Origin of the sequence: Mycobacterium sp. THU-M104 (genome assembly GCF_049197365.1) — a bacterium.
In the GTDB taxonomy this organism is placed as follows: domain Bacteria; phylum Actinomycetota; class Actinomycetes; order Mycobacteriales; family Mycobacteriaceae; genus Mycobacterium.
The window spans coordinates 30,297-45,447 of the sequence record NZ_JBMIOP010000104.1; the positions used below are offsets into that span (position 1 = coordinate 30,297).

The following is a 15,151-nucleotide window of genomic DNA, read 5'->3' on the forward strand; positions in this document are numbered from 1 at the left end:
TCGGACAAAGGAGCATGCGGTGAGCGACGAGAAGGACGTTGCCGACGACGCCGCACGCGACGGCGGCGAAACCGGGGGGAGCGGCAGCCGGACGGCGGTGGCCACCCAGCCCGCGGCGCGCCCGCCACGGCCGACAGGTAAGCGGTCCCGGCGGCGGACGGAAGACGCGGGCGACACGGGAGCCCCTGCCCACGACGAGTCGCCGACCGAGCCCAAGCCGGGCAAGGACAAGGGCAAGGACAAGGGCAAGAAGAGCCCCAGGGACAAGGCCGGCAAAGCGCGGAAGGCGACGAAAGCCGGCATTTCTGCCAACCCTTTCGTGTTCGTCTACAACTACCTCAAGCAGGTCGTTGCGGAGATGCGGAAGGTGATCTGGCCGAACCGCAAGCAGATGCTGACCTATACCTCGGTGGTGCTGGCGTTTCTCGCTTTCATGGTGGCGCTGGTAGGGCTCGCGGACTTCGGCCTGACCAAGCTCGTGCTGCTGGTGTTCGGCTGAACTTTCGAGACTGACAGGAAGGACTGAAAACCGTGAGTAGCTTCGACGGTGACACGTCCGCGGGTGAAGCGGTCGACGTGGAAGAGCGCGAAGAGAGCGCCGAGGTTCCCCAGGCTCTGGAGGCCGCTGAATCCACCGACCCCTCCGACGCCCCCGAGGCCGCCGCGTCCGAGGCTGAGCCGGAGCCGGCCGAGGAGGTCGACCCTGCCGCCGCGCTCAAGGCCGAGCTGCGTAGCAAGCCCGGTGAGTGGTACGTCATCCACTCCTATGCCGGATACGAGAACAAGGTCAAGGCCAACCTGGAAACCCGGGTGCAGAACCTTGACATCGGCGACTACATCTTCCAGGTGGAGGTTCCCACCGAAGAGGTCACCGAGATCAAGAACGGCCAGCGCAAGCAGGTCAATCGCAAGGTGCTGCCCGGCTACATCCTGGTGCGCATGGATCTGACCGACGATTCGTGGGCCGCGGTGCGCAACACCCCGGGGGTGACGGGATTCGTCGGCGCCACGTCGCGGCCCTCGGCTCTCACCCTCGACGACGTCGTCAAGTTCCTGTTGCCGCGCGGGGCAGCGAAAAAACCCGCCAAGGGTGCGGGCAGCGCTGCCGCCGTTGCCGAGACAGGTGGTCTGGAACGTCCGGCCATCGAGGTCGACTACGAGGTGGGCGAATCGGTGACCGTCATGGACGGTCCGTTTGCCACGTTGCCGGCCACGATCAACGAGGTCAACGCCGAACAACACAAACTCAAGGTGCTGGTGTCGATATTCGGCCGTGAAACGCCGGTGGAATTGACGTTCGGCCAAGTCTCCAAGATCTAGCCGGCGCACCGGCTGCACAAACCCAGGAAGGAACACCCATATCCCATGGCCCCGAAGAAGAGAGTCGCCGGGCTGATCAAGCTGCAGATCCAGGCCGGGCAGGCCAACCCGGCCCCGCCGGTAGGGCCGGCGCTCGGCCAGCACGGCGTCAACATCATGGAGTTCTGCAAGGCCTACAACGCGGCCACGGAGAATCAGCGTGGGCAGGTCATCCCGGTGGAGATCACCGTCTACGAGGACCGTAGCTTCACCTTCGCGCTCAAGACGCCGCCCGCCGCCAAGCTGCTGCTCAAGGCCGCCGGTGTGGGCAAGGGCTCGGCGGAGCCGCACAAGACCAAGGTCGCCAAGGTCAGTTGGGACCAGGTCCGCGAGATCGCCGAGACCAAGAAGTCCGACCTCAACGCCAACGACATCGATGCCGCCGCCAAGATCATCGCCGGGACGGCCCGGTCGATGGGCATCACCGTCGAATAACCGTCACGACCGCGTGGGAGGGCCAGCTTCGGCCCGCTTGAAAACCACAACCAACCACGAGATTGGATATCTGATGAGCAAGAACAGCAAGGCATATCGCGCCGCTGCGGAGAAGGTGCACCGCGACCACCTGTACAGCCCGCTGGAGGCGGCCCAACTCGCCAAGGAGACGTCCTCGCGCAAGCAGGACGCGACCGTCGAGGTCGCGATCCGGCTCGGGGTCGATCCCCGCAAGGCCGACCAGATGGTCCGCGGGACAGTCAACCTGCCGCACGGCACCGGAAAGACCGCCCGGGTCGTGGTGTTCGCGGTCGGTGAAAAAGCCGAACAGGCGCAGGCCGCCGGGGCCGACGTCGTCGGCAGCGACGACCTGATCGAGAAGATCCAGGGCGGCTGGCTGGAGTTCGACGCCGCGATCGCGACTCCAGACCAGATGGCCAAGGTCGGCCGCATCGCCCGGGTGCTGGGTCCGCGCGGCCTGATGCCGAACCCCAAGACGGGCACCGTCACCCCGGACGTCGCCAAGGCGGTGGCCGACATCAAGGGCGGCAAGATCAACTTCCGCGTGGACAAGCAGGCCAATCTGCACTTCGTGATCGGCAAGGCGTCGTTCGACGAGAAGAGTCTCGCCGAGAACTACGGCGCGGCGCTCGACGAGGTACTGCGGCTCAAGCCGTCCGCATCGAAAGGCCGGTATCTGAAGAAGATCACCGTCTCGACGACGACCGGCCCGGGCATCCCCGTCGACCCGTCGATCACCCGTAACTTCGCCGAGGCGTAAGCCATTCTCGCGAGCAGACGCAGAATCGCACGGATATCGCTGCGGCGATGCGATTCTGTGTCTGCTCGGCGAACTCGCCGCTGACCGCCATGCCTAAGCGGTGGCGCCCGGCTTGAGATAGGTCACCAGGCTGCAGTCCAGCATCTCGTCGTTGAAGTAGTGCTCGCAGCCGCGCAGGTACTTGATGTAGCGGTCATAGACCTCTTCGGAGGTGACTTCGATGGCCTTGTCCCGGTTGGACTCGAGCGTGTCGCCCCAGATGCGCAGCGTCTTGACGTAGTGCGGGCGTAGTGAAAGCGGTTCGGGTACAACGAAACCCGCCTTTTCGCCGTGCTCGACCATCATCTCGGTGGACGGCAGCCGGCCGCCGGGGAAGATCTCGGTGACAATGAACTTGATGAACCGCATCGTCTCGAATGTCAGCCTTTTGCCGCGGGCCGCCATGTCATAGGGGTGGTAGCTGACACTGCTCTGGACGGTCATCCGGCCGTCGTCAGGCATGATGTCGAAGCACCGCTTGAAGAAGTCGTCGTAGTTCTCGTGCCCGAAGTGCTCGAATGCCTCGATCGACACGATCCGGTCCACCGGCTCGGTGAAGTCCTCCCAGCCGTGCAGCCGCACCTGGCGGGAGCGGTTGGTGTCCATCGCGCCGACCGCTTCTTCGCAGCGGGCGTACTGGTTCTTCGACAGCGTCAGTCCGATCACGTTGACGTCGTATCGCTCGACGGCGCGCTTCATCGTGGCGCCCCACCCGCAGCCGATGTCGAGCAGCGTCATGCCCGGCTTGAGGTCCAACTTGTCCAGGTTCAGGTCGATCTTGGCGTACTGGGCCTCTTCCAGGCTCATGTCGTCGCGCTCGAAATACGCGCAACTGTACGTCCGGGTCGCATCCTGGAACAGCGCGAAGAATTCGTCGGAGACGTCGTAGTGGGCCTGGATATCTGCGAAGCGCGTACGCGCCTTCGTCGGGCTCGTCGGGTGCTCAGCCATCGTGATTTTGTTCTCCTGGGTGATGTTCGATGCAACCATACCGACCGGGCCGTGGGCCTCCGAAACACGCTGGTCGGCGTGAAACCTTGAACCGGGTGAACCCCGCCGTCTCCATGGTCGGCGGGACGCCAGGCTCCGGGATCTGCGTGAGATGCGAGTCAAGATTGGAGTCAAAATTGCACCGCTCGAGCGTGGTCACCGGCCCACTCTCCAACATCATGGCCTCCCGACCGGACCGGCATTTTTACGCGATGCCCTGGCGGGCACCCTACTCGCAGTCGGGTGCCGGTCATGCATCCACAACGCGCCTGCGCCGGATTTCTCTCTTTCGGTTCAGCGGATCGTGTAATCGCTGAGCGGGAAGCGCGAAGCCTCCCGCGTCGCGTTGAGCACCGACGTGGGCCTCAGCAGCGACGCCCTGCCGTTGGGGTCGAAGTAGTAGGAGCGCGCGTTGGCGCAGTCGCCCGCGTGGAAGACGGTCTTGTCGAGGAGGCCGGTCATCCGGTCCATGAACCGCGCCAGCGCTTCTTCGGTCACCTCGAACTCGGTGGCGTCCCGGCGCCGGAGCTCACCGAAAAGTCGGTCCATGTGTCGCATCTGGTATTCGACGGTGTTGAAGAACGACAGGCTGGAAAACGCGAACGGACTGGCCAGGCTCAACAGGTTGGGGAAATAGGGGATGGACACGCCCTGGTAGGACTGAAACCCGGCGTCGCGCCACCATTTTCCAAGGTTGCGCTCTTTTCTCCCGATCACCTCGAACGCCGGGAAATTGGCGTCCCAGAGGTCGAAACCGGTGGCCAGCACCAACGTGTCGATGACGGTCTTGTGCCCGTCGGCGGTGACGATACCGTCGGGCTCGATGCGCTCGATGCGGTTGGTCTCCAGGTGCACGTGCGGCTTGGCGAAGGTGCGGTAATAGCTGTTCGACCAGGTGGGGCGTTTGCAGCCGAAGTCGTAATCGGGCGTCAGCTTGCGGCGCAACTGCTTGTCGCGGATCGCGATGAAGCGGTTGATCTTGGAGAGATCCGAGGCGGCGATGCTCAGCCGCCGCAAACCGCGGTAGTGCAGCGCGCCGTCGAGTATCACGTCGAAAACGGTGTCGGTCACCTGCCGGAGGACTCGCTGCACAAGCGGTATCCGGGCGAACACCCGTTGCAACCAGGGCGGGATCGCGAAGTCGATCTTGGGCACCACGTGGGTCGCGGTGCGCTGGTAGACAGTGAGCTCGGAGACCCGCTCGGCCAGTTCGGGAATCAATTGCACGGCGGTCGCCCCGGTTCCGATCATCGCGACGCGCCGCTCCCCGAAGTCGTGGCTGTGATCCCACGCCGTGGTGTGAACGATCTTCCCGGCGAAGCTTTCGATACCGGGAATCTGCGGTGTGTGCGGCTGGGACAGGAAGCCGGTCGCGGTGATCAGAAAGCGTGTCGTCAGGGTTTCGCCGCCGGTAAGCGTCACCCGCCACACGTGAGCGTCTTCGTCCCAGCGTGCACTTTCGACCGTCGTGTCGAACCGCATGTGGCGGCGCACGTCGTATTTGTCGGCGACGTCGTGGGCATAGTGCCTCAGCTCGTCACCGGGAGGGAACAGGCGAGACCAGTACGGGTTGGGCTCGAACCAGTACGAGTAGGTGGTGCCCGGAACATCGACGGCAAGCCCCGGATATCGGTTGACGTACCAGGTGCCGCCGAGGTCGTCTTCGCGGTCGAGAATGGCGATGTTGTCGTATCCGAGCCGTTTGAGCTGGATCGCGGCGCCGATGCCGCCGAAACCGGCGCCAACGATGACGACGTCGAAAAGGTGGTCCATGCTGCGAGGCCGTTCTTTCGTGAAAATCAATTCGTGACGCTTCGGCCCAAATCCGGGCGCGGGTATTCGCTACGCGGCAAAAGTGTATCGGCAAACCCGCCGCTCGCCGCGCAGGTGACGGGCGGCATGAGGTTGAGGTGCGTCACTGTTCGGGGTGTCGGGCGGCCGATCGGGCGGTGACGCACGTGCTGCCTATTTCGTCAGCGTGTACTGCGCGACGTTGGAGATGCCCTTGCGGAACAGGCCCGCGCAGCCGGTGAGATAGCGCATGAAGCGGTCGTAGACCTCTTCGGATTGGATGGCGATGGCGCGGTCGCGGTTGGCCTCGAGGTTGGCCGCCCACATGTCGAGGGTCCGAGTGTAATGGGGCTGCAGGTATTGGACCTGCTCGAGGGAGAACCCGCTGTGGTGTGCGTTGTCGACGATGTCGGCTTCGCCGCACATCTGGCCACCGGGAAAGATCTCCTTGCCGAGGAAGTGGAAGAAACGCAGATCCGTCATCGTGATCGGGATGCCGCGATCCTTCCATTCCGACTGCGGGTAGGTGAAGAGGCTGTGCATCAGCATCCGGCTGTCGTCGGGGAGCGTCTTGTAGGCCCAGTCCCAGAACACGGGCCAGCGCTCTTTCGTGAACGCGTCGAACGCCTCGAAGCTGATGATCCGATCCACGGGTTCGTCGAACTCCTCCCAACCCTGCAGCCGGGCCTCGGCCCGCCGGGTCGTCGGGATGGCGTCGAGCCTGGCTTTGGTGCGCGCGTAGTGGTTTCGGCTGAGCGTGATCCCGATGACGTCGACGTCGTATTTCTCGAGGGCTCGGACCACGGCCCCGCCCCAGCCGCATCCGACGTCGAGCAGCGTCATCCCCGGTTCGAGCTTCAGCTTGTCCAGCCCCAGGTCCAGCTTCGCGAGCTGCGCCTCTTCCAGCGTCATGTCGTCGCGCTCGAAGTAGGCGCAGGTATAGACCATGTTGGGGTCGAGGAACAACGCGAAGAAGTCGTCGGAGATGTCGTACGTCGCTTGCGACTCTTCATAATGAGGTTTCAGGTCGCTCATTGTGATCAAGCATCCTTCCAACGCAGCGTTCGTGGCCCTTTCAGCGTTCCCCACGAAAATCGCTTTCAATCCGCAAAAGCCCGATCGACCGTCCTCAGTGGGTCTCGGCGAAATTGCTCGTCAGCACGTCGATCAGCTGATCCCACAATTGGTGAGGCAGGTCGTGGCCCATACCGTCGAACAAGAATAGTCGAGCGCCACGCACGGCGCGCGCAACGGCGCGACCGCCGGAGGGGCGCATCAGTGTGTCGGCCCGGCCGTGGATCACCACGGTCGGGGCGGCGATGCGCCGGTTGTACCGCGAGAGGCTGCCGGTTCCCAGGATCGCGCTGAAGTGCCGGGCGAACCCTTGCGGGTGGTAGTTGCGGTCGTAGCCCTCGGCGGCCTCGGCGCGGACCTGCTCCTCGGCCGCGCGGTAGCGCGGGCTGCCGATGATGTTGGTGACGCGCACGGCGTTGTCGATGATCACCTCGCGCGGCGAGCCCGGCGGCGGTCCCTTGAGGAGCGCGAGCAACGCGCGCGGGGCCGGCGGCGGCAGGAACGGGCGGTTGTTGCTGGAGAACAGGATTCCCAGCGTCCTGGTCCGTCCGGGGTACCGCCCCGCGAAGACCTGGGCGATCATGCCGCCCATCGACGCGCCCACGACGTGGGCGTGCTCGATGCCGAGGTGATCGAGCACCGCGGCGGCGTCGCCGGCCATGTCCTCCAGCGTGTAGGCCGCGTCGCTGCCCAGGCCGCACCAGAATCGCGCCAACCGGACCGGAAGCGGCTGCCCGGCGCCGCGATGCCCGGTCTTGCTGGACAGGCCGACGTCGCGGTTGTCGTAGCGGATGACGCGCAGCCCGTGCCCGACGAGTTTCTCGCAGAAGGCGCTCCGCCACAGCAGCAGCTGGGCGCCCAGCCCCATGATCAGCAGCACGGGCGGATGGGTGATGTCGCCCATGTCCTCGTAGTAGAGCTTCAGGTCGCCTTCCGGAGTGGGCGAGACGGCGTACCCACTACGTATCTGCATGGACCCCTCAGACATGGACCCCTCAGACCTCGAGGTCGGAGGAGTGCTCGCGGCTGACCTCGACCATGAAGTTGGCGAAGTATCCCGTCAGCTGCGGGTCGGACATCATCTGCCATTTCGGCGCCAGCAACTTCATGTATCGCTCGACGTAGAGGAACTGCTTGCCGATCAGCACCAGCTCGCGCGGCAGCTTGACGTCGTAGGCGTCGGCCAGCGCCGAGAGTTGCCGGCCGATGTCGGCGTACGACAGGTCGCCGAGGGTCTGCATGGTCAGCGGGGTGGCGAAGCGCTCCAGGTCCTTGGCGGCCTCGGCCTCCGGCTTCATGGTGCCCACGGCGCCCATCAGTACGACGATCTTGCCGGCCGCCGCGTGGTCCTTCTTCACCAGCAGCGCGTACACCAGCTCGCGCAACAGCCAGCGGGTGCGAGGGTCGATGCGGCCCATGATCCCGAAGTCGAAGAACACGATCCGGCCTTTGCCGTCGACACAGAGGTTGCCCGCGTGCAGGTCGCCGTGGAACAGCCCGTGCCGCAGCCCACCCTCGAACAGACTGAACAGCAGTGCCTTGACCAGCTCGGTCCCGTCGAATCCGGCGTTGTCGATGGCGGCGGCGTCGTCGATGCGGATGCCTCCCACCCGCTCCATCGTCAGTACCCGGTCGGAGGTGAAGTCCCAGTACACCTCGGGCACCCGGATGCCCTGACCCAGCGGCGAGGCGTGCAGGTGTGAGACCCAGGCTTCCATCGACTGAGCCTCCAGGCGGAAGTTCAGCTCCTCGGCCAGGTTGTCGGAGAAGTCGGCGACCACGTCCTGCGCGGAGAGCCGGCGGCCCAGCTTGGCCAGCTCGACGGCCTGGGCGAAGCGTTTGAGGATCTGCAGGTCGGCCGCCACCCGGCGGCGGATGCCCGGTCGCTGGATCTTGACGACGACATCCTCACCGGTGTGCAGGGTCGCGTAGTGCACCTGCGCGATGGATGCCGACGCGAACGGCTCCTCCTCGAAGGTGGCGAACAGCTCGGCGGGCTCATGGCCGAGTTCCTCGACGAAGAGCTTGTGCACCTGCGTGCTGTCGGCGGGGGGCACGCGGTCCAGGAGGCCCCGGAACTCCCGCGACAGCGATTCGCCGAACGCGCCGGGGCTGGACGCGATGATCTGCCCGAACTTCACGTACGTCGGGCCCAGGTCGGCGAAGGTCTGCGGGAGCTGCGTGATCACCTTCTGTTGCCACGGCCCCCGGCCCGGCAGCGTGGTGAGGACACGGGCGGCGGCGCGGGTGACCTGCCAGCCGGTGGCGGCTACGCGGGCCGCTTCGGCCGGCAGCGGCACCCGGTCGAGCCTGGCGACCTCTTTGTGCTTGGTGGAGCTCATGCCAGCAGTCTGCCAAACCGGCGGTGTCACGTCCCAATCTTGACGCGGCGGCCGCTCACCGTCTCAGGGCTTCGACCACGGCGTGACCCAGCCCTGGATCTCCCGGGGCGACCGGGACGGTTGCGGCCCGAGACCGGACCTCACGATGATGTGCCGGTGACCGCTCTCGCTGACAGCGTTCTGCCACTGATCAGGACCCGCTCCGATGTCTGGCGATGGCACGTTGCCAACGCGCACGGGGCACGCATGCACGAGGCGGTGGCGATCCTGCGCCAAGCCGCCGCCGACGACGATCCCGCCGAGGTGTTTGCGGTGACGCAACGCGCCATTGCCTCGGCACTGACGGTCATCATGCGCGCCGATGACTCCAGCGGCATCATCGGCGACGCCTGCCGCGACCTTCTTGAGCTGCATCCGGTTCTGGCGGCCCAGGCCCGGCCGCCGGTAACCAAACTGGTCAACTGGCTGGTGAAGTTTCAGTTCGACAACGACTGCGACTACTTCACCATCGACCCGGTCACCTACGCGCCCGCGCTGGGCGCCGATGGCATGGCCGCATACCGCGCCAAGCTCGCCGAACACGCGGCAACGCTGGGTCCGCGCCCGTCGGAGGATCGACTGTGGTCATCGCCACATTCCCACGCCTGGTTCACCCTGGACTGGAACGCGCGGCGCCTGGCTGTTGTCGACCGCGACGTCGACGCCATCATTGCCACCCACGCCCGCGACCGGCGCGTCGCGGCGTGGCTGCAGGACACTGCTGTGGCGCTGATGGAGATCGGGGAGGTCGATGCGGCCATCGACTTCGCCAAGCAGGCCACCGATTTCGACGACGGCCATCAGGCTCGGCGGGCCGGCGACTACTGGTGCGGCCTGCTCGCACAGCATCGGCCCGACAAACTGCTCGACGCGCGGGTCGAGATGTTCCGTCGCTGGCCGTCGTCGAGCACCGCGGGATGTCTCTACCGCGACGCGGGCGCGGCCTGGCCGGGCTACCAGGACGAGGTACTCCAGCGCCTCACCTCGCAGCCGCGCGAGGCGGTGGTGTTCGCCCAGCACTGGCTGAAAGACATCCGGTTCGCCTGGGAGCTGGCGCAGAGCCTCAGCCTGGACGACGACCGCACCTGGAACGACCTGGCCAAGGCCTACGAGAAACTCGACCCGGTCGCGGTACTGCCCGTCTACACCCGTCTGGTCGAACACGAACTGGCCGAGGCGGACGCGCGCCACTATCGCGGTGCGGCGCGACGACTGAAGAAGATGCGCGGGCTCGCCGCTGGATCGTGCGAGTCCGCGCGGGTCGACGAGCTCATCGCCGGCCTGCGGGAGAAGTACCGTCGCCGCCCGCGGCTGCAGCAGGAGTTCGATCGCGCCGCGCTGCCCTGACGGTGGAGCCCCGCAGCGTCGCCTGACGACCGGATCCGGCTGGGGCACGATTGTGTGACCGCCGCCGTGTCCGGTCCAGTCGCTGCTCGAACTGCTCGCGTCTGGCATGACGATCGAGGACGTGCTCGCGGACTACCCCGATCTGCAGCGGGGCGACCTGCTTGCCGCACTGGAGTTCGGCGCCCTGACCGCGGGCGGGCAGTGCATCGTTCCGCTCGGTACCGAGTGAAATTCCTCGTCGACGTTCAACTCCCCGCGCGGCCGAGGTTGCCCACAGCGCCGACACGGAAGGTCGGGTTGTCGTAGCAAAGGACCGCGATTTCCGTGACGGATACCTCCTCACCGGTTCACCGAGGAAGCTGTTCATCGTCGCGGCTGTCAATAGCGGAAGCATCGGCAACGATGCCCTGATGAGACTGTTCGAGGTCCACCTTGGCGCAGCAACCAGCGCACTCGGCGAGGCTGACTTCGTCGAGGTGCGCGCGACGCTCGTGGTGGTCCATTCGCGGCTGGCCGGCGGGTCGGCGCCTACCGCAACCGCGACCTGGTGCTGATGCTGCGCGCCACGACCGAGCCCCTCCCCGAACTGGGCTTTCCGTTCGACCGCGACCTGCCGAGGCACGCGCAGAACCGCGCCGGTGAGCTGCGCGAGGTGCGCAACCGCTGCGCACGCAACGAGCCCTTCACCGCGGCCGAGGCTTACCGGGCTGCGGTGGTCATCTTTCGCCGCGATCGCGGTCCGATTGTCCGACGGCCCGCCTAACATTGGCCCCGAGCGGGGTATGGAAGTGATGAGGCGAGATGGGTATGGGTTCGGTCGGAGGGCCATTCCGGCCATCGACCGGGTGGCGAAGTGATGCCTGGATATGCGTTCGGGTGGTCGAACGTGCCGAACGGCGTGGTCCACCCGCTCTGCGATGCCCTGACCGCCGACGCCGAGACTACGGATCCGCCAAAGCGCTTCACGCAGTCTACGGCGCCAGACCGAAGGATGGCTCAGACACGACAAGGAGTCACGCGACTGGATTGTGACCGTCGTGCGGCCGATTCGCCACGAAGACGGAACCCTGACCAAATGTCCGGACCAGTTGACATGCCTGCGGGATCTGTCCAACGCCAAGAACCTTCGGGCTATGGACCTCGAAGCGTTCATCCCGCTGGCGAGATCGGAGCGCCCGACGATGAACCCCAACCGCCGCCGCACCCTGGAGATCACGTGACCACTACGGCAGAGACGCAGACGACTCCGCCGGAAGACCTCAACATTGCCCCCGGCTCCATCGTGGTGATCCGCGACGAGCAATGGCTGGTCACCTCCGCCGAGCGGGGCGCCGACGGCTGGCTGGTGCGGGTGCGTGGCCTGTCCGAGCTGGTCGCCGACACCACCGCGGACTTCTACTCCAGTCTGGACAAAATCGAGCCGCAGGACCCCAAACAGGCCAAGGTCATCGCCGACGGCTCCAGCGGCTACCGCGATGCCCGGCTGTGGCTGGAAGCCCTGCTGCGCAAAACCCCGGTCCCCGCGAATACCGCTCGGCGCGCACCGGGCCCGCTCCGGAGCTGATCGACTGCGACAACCAAACCGAGGAACTCGACGAAGTCGCTGCCAAGATCAAAGCCTGGCTGGACGAGGGTGACGTCGAACCGGAGAACATCGCGGTGCTCACCCGCAGCCAAGACGACCGCGACCGGTTTGTCCGCGGCCTCGGCGAGCGCGGCGTGTCGGCCCGCGCCCTGGACAAAACCGTCGCCGGTCCCGGCCACCCGCTGGTGATGACCATGCACCGCGCCAAGGGGATGGAGTTCTCCAGGGTGATTCTGTGTGGCGTCGATGACAAACACGTTCCGTCGCCGGCGGTGTTGCGCTCGGTGCCCGACGAGGAACGTGACGAAACGCTGTTGCGTGAGCGTTCATTGCTGTACGTCGCCAGCAGCCGGGCGCGCGATGCACTGGTGGTGACTTGGAGCGGGAAACGTTCGCAATTGCTGGGTTGAAGTACACGGTTCCACACCGCTTTTGAGTGGCCTCGGTCTTAAACTCAGCAGTGAGCGTCCGATGTGTCGATCTCGGAACAGACTTCTCCTCGAAGACAATCAATCCACTTCGATGACTGTCCACGAAAGCGATCGTCCTCTAGCTGTTGCCCCGCTCGGATCGGTGGGCCCGGACTTGTCGTACCCGGCTGTGATGATGTGGGCATGTCCGCAATCGCATCGACCAACGCCGTGGAGGTGAGTCCGACCGAGCGTCTTGATGCGCTGTTTGAGGAGTTGGCGGAGTTGGCCGGTCAGCGCAATGCGATTGATGGGCGCATCGTGGAGATCGTCGCGGAGGTGGACCGCGACCAGTTGTGGGGGGCCACCGGTGCGCGGTCGGTGGCGGCGTTGGTGGCCTGGAAACTCGGTGTGTCCTCGACGAATGCGCATACGATCACTGCGGTGGCGCGGCGGGTGGAGGAGTTTGCGCGCTGCGCTCGGGGTATGCGGGAGGGCCGGCTGTCGTTGGATCAGGTCGGGGTGATTGCGCAGCGGGCCGCCGACGGCTCCGATGAGCACTATGCGCAGCTGGCGGCCAGTGCGACGGTCAACCAGTTGCGCACCGCGGTCAAGCTCGAACCGCGCCCCGACCCCGACCCCGACCCCGGTCCTCGCCCGCAACCGCAGGCCTCGATCACCAAAACCACCGGCGAGGAGCTCACCTGTTGGCGGATCACACTGCCGCACGTGGATGCGGCGAAGTTCGACGCCGCGCTGCAGTCTCACCTGGATGCGCTGGTGGCCGAGTGGAAGCGCGATCACGACGAGTGCGGCGACCGCCACGGCGCATCGGATCACCGCCCCCCGTTTCCTGCCGCCGCTGATGCGTTCATGCGTCTGGTCGAGACCGGCTGGGATGTCGAGGCCACCCGCCGCCCCCACGGCCAACACACCACCGTGGTCGTGCATGTCGATGTCGCCCAGCGCGCCGCCGCGCTGCACCTGGGCCCGCTGCTGACCGCCTCTGAACGGCGTTACCTGACCTGTGATGCCACCTGCGAGGTGTGGTTCGAACGTGATGGTGAGCCCATCGGGGCCGGGCGATCAACCCGCCAGATCAGCCGGCGGTTGCGGCGTGCACTTGAGCACCGCGATCGCAGCTGCGTGGTTCCCGGATGCGGTGCCACCCGGGGTTTGCATGCCCACCACGTTCGGCACTGGGAGGACGGCGGTGCCACCGAGCTGGCCAACCTGGTGCTGGTTTGTGCCTACCACCACCGGTCGCACCATCGCGGCGTCATCACCATCACCGGAGACGCCACCGAACTTGAAGTCACCGACAGCGCTGATGCGCCGATGAGCTGCGCATCGCTGGCCCGGCCACCGACTGGGGCCCCGCCGGCGGTCCCGCCGTGCCCCGGGCCCACCGGGGAACGCGCCCAATGGTGGTGGTACCAGCCATTCCAACCCCAACCACCACCGGCAATCAACTAGCCCTGGCGCCCACACGGGTTGGGCATCACCACACGGGTTGGGCATCAAAGGAGTCGTTCGCATGCACGATTCCGCGGTGTCGGGAACGTCCACCATGCCTCGCGCATTGCCATCGACTTTGCCAAAACGCCGCAGCTTTGACTGTCACGACATGGCCGCGATACCGGCGTAAATCGGCCGCGTCGAAATCCCCGCGGCGCGGCCCCCGGTGGTCGAGGATGTCAGGTGTGGTGGCGGTGGACGGCGACACCGATCCTGGCGTAGTGGCCTACCTGGTTGACGGGCCCGCCGGTGTTATTCTTCGCGCCGGCGACAAGGTCCGGCTGGGCCCCGGGTACGAGCATCCCGGGGATCCGCGCCAACCCGACAACACCCAGCGGCACTGAGCGCCATGTACACCCTCTGCCTGGACATCGGGGGCACCAAGATCGCCGCCGGACTGGCCGATGCCACCGGCGCGCTGGTGCACACCGTGGTGCGCCCCACCCCCACCGACGGTGTCGCCGAAGGCGTGTGGGGCGCCGTCGCCGCGGCGATCGCCGACGTGCAGCGCGTGGCCGACGCTCCCGTCGGCGCCGTCGGCATCGCGTCGGCCGGCCCCGTCGACCTGGACCGCGGAACCGTCAGCCCCATCAACATCACGTGCTGGGAGCGGTTCCCGCTACGCGACAGGGTCGCGGCCCTGCTGCCCGGAATCCCTGGCGCGCGGGTGCGGTTGGGCGGCGACGGCATCTGCATGGCCCTGGGCGAGCACTGGCGGGGTGCGGGGCGTGGCGCGCGTTTCATGCTGGGCATGGTGGTTTCCACCGGCGTGGGCGGCGGACTGGTGCTCGGCGGCATGCCCTACGTCGGGCGCACCGGTAATGCCGGACACGTCGGCCACGTGGTGGTCGAACAGCACGGGCGGCCCTGCACGTGCGGCGGCCACGGCTGCGTCGAGACCGTGGCGTCAGGACCCTCGATGGTGCGCTGGGCGCGGACACACGGCTGGCCCGCGCCGCCCGGTACCGGCGCGCGGGGCCTCGCCGCCGCGGCAGCGGCCGGGGACCCGGTGGCGCAGCGGGCCTTTCGCAGGGGCGCCACCGCACTGGCTGCAGTCATCGCCTCGGTGGCCGCGGTGTGCGACCTGGACTTCGTCGTCGTCGGGGGAGGGGTCGCGAGGTCGGGTCCCCTGCTGTTCGACCCGTTGCGTGCGGCGCTGGCCGACTACACCGGGCTGGAGTTCCTGGCCCGCCTGCGGGTGGTGCCCGCGGAGCTGGATGGGGAGGCCGGCCTGGTCGGCGCTGCCAGGCTCGCCACGCTGGAACGGCCCTACGCCGCGGGGTGAGTTTCGTTGTGAACTCAGGGCGGCGGCCCTCGGCGTGTCGCCGCCCTGGCTTCACTCTCGACGCCCTGAACGCTCGACGCCCTTCGTGGCCGCGAGTCGGCTCGGCCCATCGCGCCCGTTTTGGCCGACAGTGGGTGATCAGGCTATCCTGATGGC

At 66.6% G+C, this 15,151-nt stretch carries 17 protein-coding genes and 2 pseudogenes; 14 read left to right on the forward strand and 5 right to left on the reverse strand.

Annotated features, from left to right (window positions below; translation table 11 throughout):
- Window positions 1-19 precede the first annotated feature (19 nt).
- The 4 genes from secE to rplA all read left to right on the forward strand — a co-directional run bounded on the left by secE (window position 20) and on the right by rplA (window position 2,575).
- Entirely contained in the window at window positions 20-499 is a 480-nt protein-coding gene (gene secE, locus ACOJVU_RS09560; RefSeq protein WP_421529551.1) for a preprotein translocase subunit SecE, read from the forward strand.
- Between the two features lie 32 nt (window positions 500-531).
- Complete coding sequence (nusG, locus tag ACOJVU_RS09565) at window positions 532-1,320, forward strand: transcription termination/antitermination protein NusG (RefSeq protein WP_421529552.1); 789 nt, start codon at window positions 532-534, stop codon at window positions 1,318-1,320.
- A 45-nt stretch (window positions 1,321-1,365) separates the two neighbouring features.
- Entirely contained in the window at window positions 1,366-1,794 is a 429-nt protein-coding gene (gene rplK / locus ACOJVU_RS09570; RefSeq protein WP_421529553.1) for a 50S ribosomal protein L11, read from the forward strand.
- A gap of 73 nt (window positions 1,795-1,867) precedes the next feature.
- The gene (gene rplA, locus ACOJVU_RS09575) at window positions 1,868-2,575 is read left to right on the forward strand and encodes a 50S ribosomal protein L1 (protein WP_421529554.1); all 708 of its coding nucleotides are present in this window, start codon (window positions 1,868-1,870) and stop codon (window positions 2,573-2,575) included.
- A gap of 93 nt (window positions 2,576-2,668) precedes the next feature.
- Here the strand turns inward: rplA and mmaA4 are convergent, their stop codons facing one another.
- The 5 genes from mmaA4 to ACOJVU_RS09600 all read right to left on the reverse strand — a co-directional run bounded on the left by mmaA4 (window position 2,669) and on the right by ACOJVU_RS09600 (window position 8,811).
- The gene (gene mmaA4, locus ACOJVU_RS09580; RefSeq protein WP_421529555.1) at window positions 2,669-3,565 is read right to left on the reverse strand and encodes a hydroxymycolate synthase MmaA4; all 897 of its coding nucleotides are present in this window, start codon (window positions 3,563-3,565) and stop codon (window positions 2,669-2,671) included.
- Window positions 3,566-3,898: 333 nt separating this feature from the next.
- Window positions 3,899-5,377: a flavin-containing monooxygenase gene (locus tag ACOJVU_RS09585; RefSeq protein WP_421529556.1), complete on the reverse strand. Its 1,479-nt coding sequence runs from the start codon at window positions 5,375-5,377 to the stop codon at window positions 3,899-3,901.
- Between the two features lie 192 nt (window positions 5,378-5,569).
- Window positions 5,570-6,430 (reverse strand): cyclopropane mycolic acid synthase family methyltransferase, encoded by an 861-nt coding sequence (locus ACOJVU_RS09590; protein ID WP_421529557.1) that lies wholly within the window; start codon window positions 6,428-6,430, stop codon window positions 5,570-5,572.
- 94 nt (window positions 6,431-6,524) lie between these two features.
- Complete coding sequence (locus ACOJVU_RS09595; protein ID WP_421529558.1) at window positions 6,525-7,442, reverse strand: alpha/beta fold hydrolase; 918 nt, start codon at window positions 7,440-7,442, stop codon at window positions 6,525-6,527.
- 22 nt (window positions 7,443-7,464) lie between these two features.
- Window positions 7,465-8,811 carry an ABC1 kinase family protein gene (locus tag ACOJVU_RS09600; protein WP_421529559.1) on the reverse strand — a complete coding sequence of 449 codons (1,347 nt, stop codon included), beginning with the start codon at window positions 8,809-8,811 and terminating at the stop codon, window positions 7,465-7,467.
- A 156-nt stretch (window positions 8,812-8,967) separates the two neighbouring features.
- Between ACOJVU_RS09600 and ACOJVU_RS09605 the strand changes: the two genes are divergently transcribed.
- From ACOJVU_RS09605 to ACOJVU_RS09650, 10 genes and pseudogenes are all read left to right on the forward strand, one after another.
- The gene (locus ACOJVU_RS09605) at window positions 8,968-10,197 is read left to right on the forward strand and encodes a DUF6880 family protein (RefSeq protein ID WP_421529560.1); all 1,230 of its coding nucleotides are present in this window, start codon (window positions 8,968-8,970) and stop codon (window positions 10,195-10,197) included.
- Window positions 10,198-10,279: 82 nt separating this feature from the next.
- Window positions 10,280-10,426, forward strand: a complete 147-nt coding sequence (locus ACOJVU_RS09610) for a DUF433 domain-containing protein (protein ID WP_421529595.1) — start codon at window positions 10,280-10,282, stop codon at window positions 10,424-10,426.
- Window positions 10,427-10,607: 181 nt separating this feature from the next.
- Entirely contained in the window at window positions 10,608-10,751 is a 144-nt protein-coding gene (locus tag ACOJVU_RS09615) for a hypothetical protein (RefSeq protein WP_421529561.1), read from the forward strand.
- A complete protein-coding gene (locus tag ACOJVU_RS09620; protein WP_421529596.1) occupies window positions 10,751-10,960 on the forward strand; it encodes a Swt1 family HEPN domain-containing protein in 210 nt (69 codons plus the stop codon). The genes ACOJVU_RS09615 and ACOJVU_RS09620 overlap by 1 nt, the downstream gene beginning before the upstream one ends.
- 274 nt (window positions 10,961-11,234) lie before the next feature.
- A complete protein-coding gene (locus ACOJVU_RS09625; protein WP_421529562.1) occupies window positions 11,235-11,417 on the forward strand; it encodes a hypothetical protein in 183 nt (60 codons plus the stop codon).
- The gene (locus ACOJVU_RS09630; RefSeq protein ID WP_421529563.1) at window positions 11,414-11,761 is read left to right on the forward strand and encodes a hypothetical protein; all 348 of its coding nucleotides are present in this window, start codon (window positions 11,414-11,416) and stop codon (window positions 11,759-11,761) included. Before ACOJVU_RS09625 ends, ACOJVU_RS09630 begins: the two co-directional genes overlap by 4 nt.
- A pseudogene (locus ACOJVU_RS09635) lies at window positions 11,722-12,192 on the forward strand (3'-5' exonuclease); the annotation flags it as partial. The gene ACOJVU_RS09630 and the pseudogene ACOJVU_RS09635, both read left to right, overlap by 40 nt.
- A gap of 204 nt (window positions 12,193-12,396) precedes the next feature.
- Window positions 12,397-13,668 (forward strand): HNH endonuclease signature motif containing protein, encoded by a 1,272-nt coding sequence (locus tag ACOJVU_RS09640; protein ID WP_421529564.1) that lies wholly within the window; start codon window positions 12,397-12,399, stop codon window positions 13,666-13,668.
- A gap of 311 nt (window positions 13,669-13,979) precedes the next feature.
- Window positions 13,980-14,054: pseudogene (locus ACOJVU_RS09645) on the forward strand (malonyl CoA-ACP transacylase); the annotation flags it as partial.
- Between the two features lie 5 nt (window positions 14,055-14,059).
- On the forward strand, window positions 14,060-14,995 hold the full coding sequence (locus tag ACOJVU_RS09650; RefSeq protein WP_421529565.1) for an ROK family protein: 936 nt from the start codon (window positions 14,060-14,062) through the stop codon (window positions 14,993-14,995).
- Window positions 14,996-15,151: the final 156 nt, after the last annotated feature.

Excerpts from the sequence above, each read along its gene's own strand:
- rplK (WP_421529553.1), top strand. The coding sequence starts at position 1,366 with ATGGCCCCGAAGAAGAGAGTCGCCGGGCTGATCAAGCTGCAGATCCAG.
- rplA (WP_421529554.1), top strand. The coding sequence starts at position 1,868 with ATGAGCAAGAACAGCAAGGCATATCGCGCCGCTGCGGAGAAGGTGCAC.
- mmaA4 (WP_421529555.1), bottom strand. The coding sequence starts at position 3,565 with ATGGCTGAGCACCCGACGAGCCCGACGAAGGCGCGTACGCGCTTCGCA.
- ACOJVU_RS09585 (WP_421529556.1), bottom strand. The coding sequence starts at position 5,377 with ATGGACCACCTTTTCGACGTCGTCATCGTTGGCGCCGGTTTCGGCGGC.
- ACOJVU_RS09590 (WP_421529557.1), bottom strand. The coding sequence starts at position 6,430 with ATGAGCGACCTGAAACCTCATTATGAAGAGTCGCAAGCGACGTACGAC.
- ACOJVU_RS09595 (WP_421529558.1), bottom strand. The coding sequence starts at position 7,442 with ATGCAGATACGTAGTGGGTACGCCGTCTCGCCCACTCCGGAAGGCGAC.
- ACOJVU_RS09600 (WP_421529559.1), bottom strand. The coding sequence starts at position 8,811 with ATGAGCTCCACCAAGCACAAAGAGGTCGCCAGGCTCGACCGGGTGCCG.
- ACOJVU_RS09615 (WP_421529561.1), top strand. The coding sequence starts at position 10,608 with ATGAGACTGTTCGAGGTCCACCTTGGCGCAGCAACCAGCGCACTCGGC.
- ACOJVU_RS09620 (WP_421529596.1), top strand. The coding sequence starts at position 10,751 with ATGCTGCGCGCCACGACCGAGCCCCTCCCCGAACTGGGCTTTCCGTTC.
- ACOJVU_RS09640 (WP_421529564.1), top strand. The coding sequence starts at position 12,397 with ATGTCCGCAATCGCATCGACCAACGCCGTGGAGGTGAGTCCGACCGAG.
- ACOJVU_RS09650 (WP_421529565.1), top strand. The coding sequence starts at position 14,060 with ATGTACACCCTCTGCCTGGACATCGGGGGCACCAAGATCGCCGCCGGA.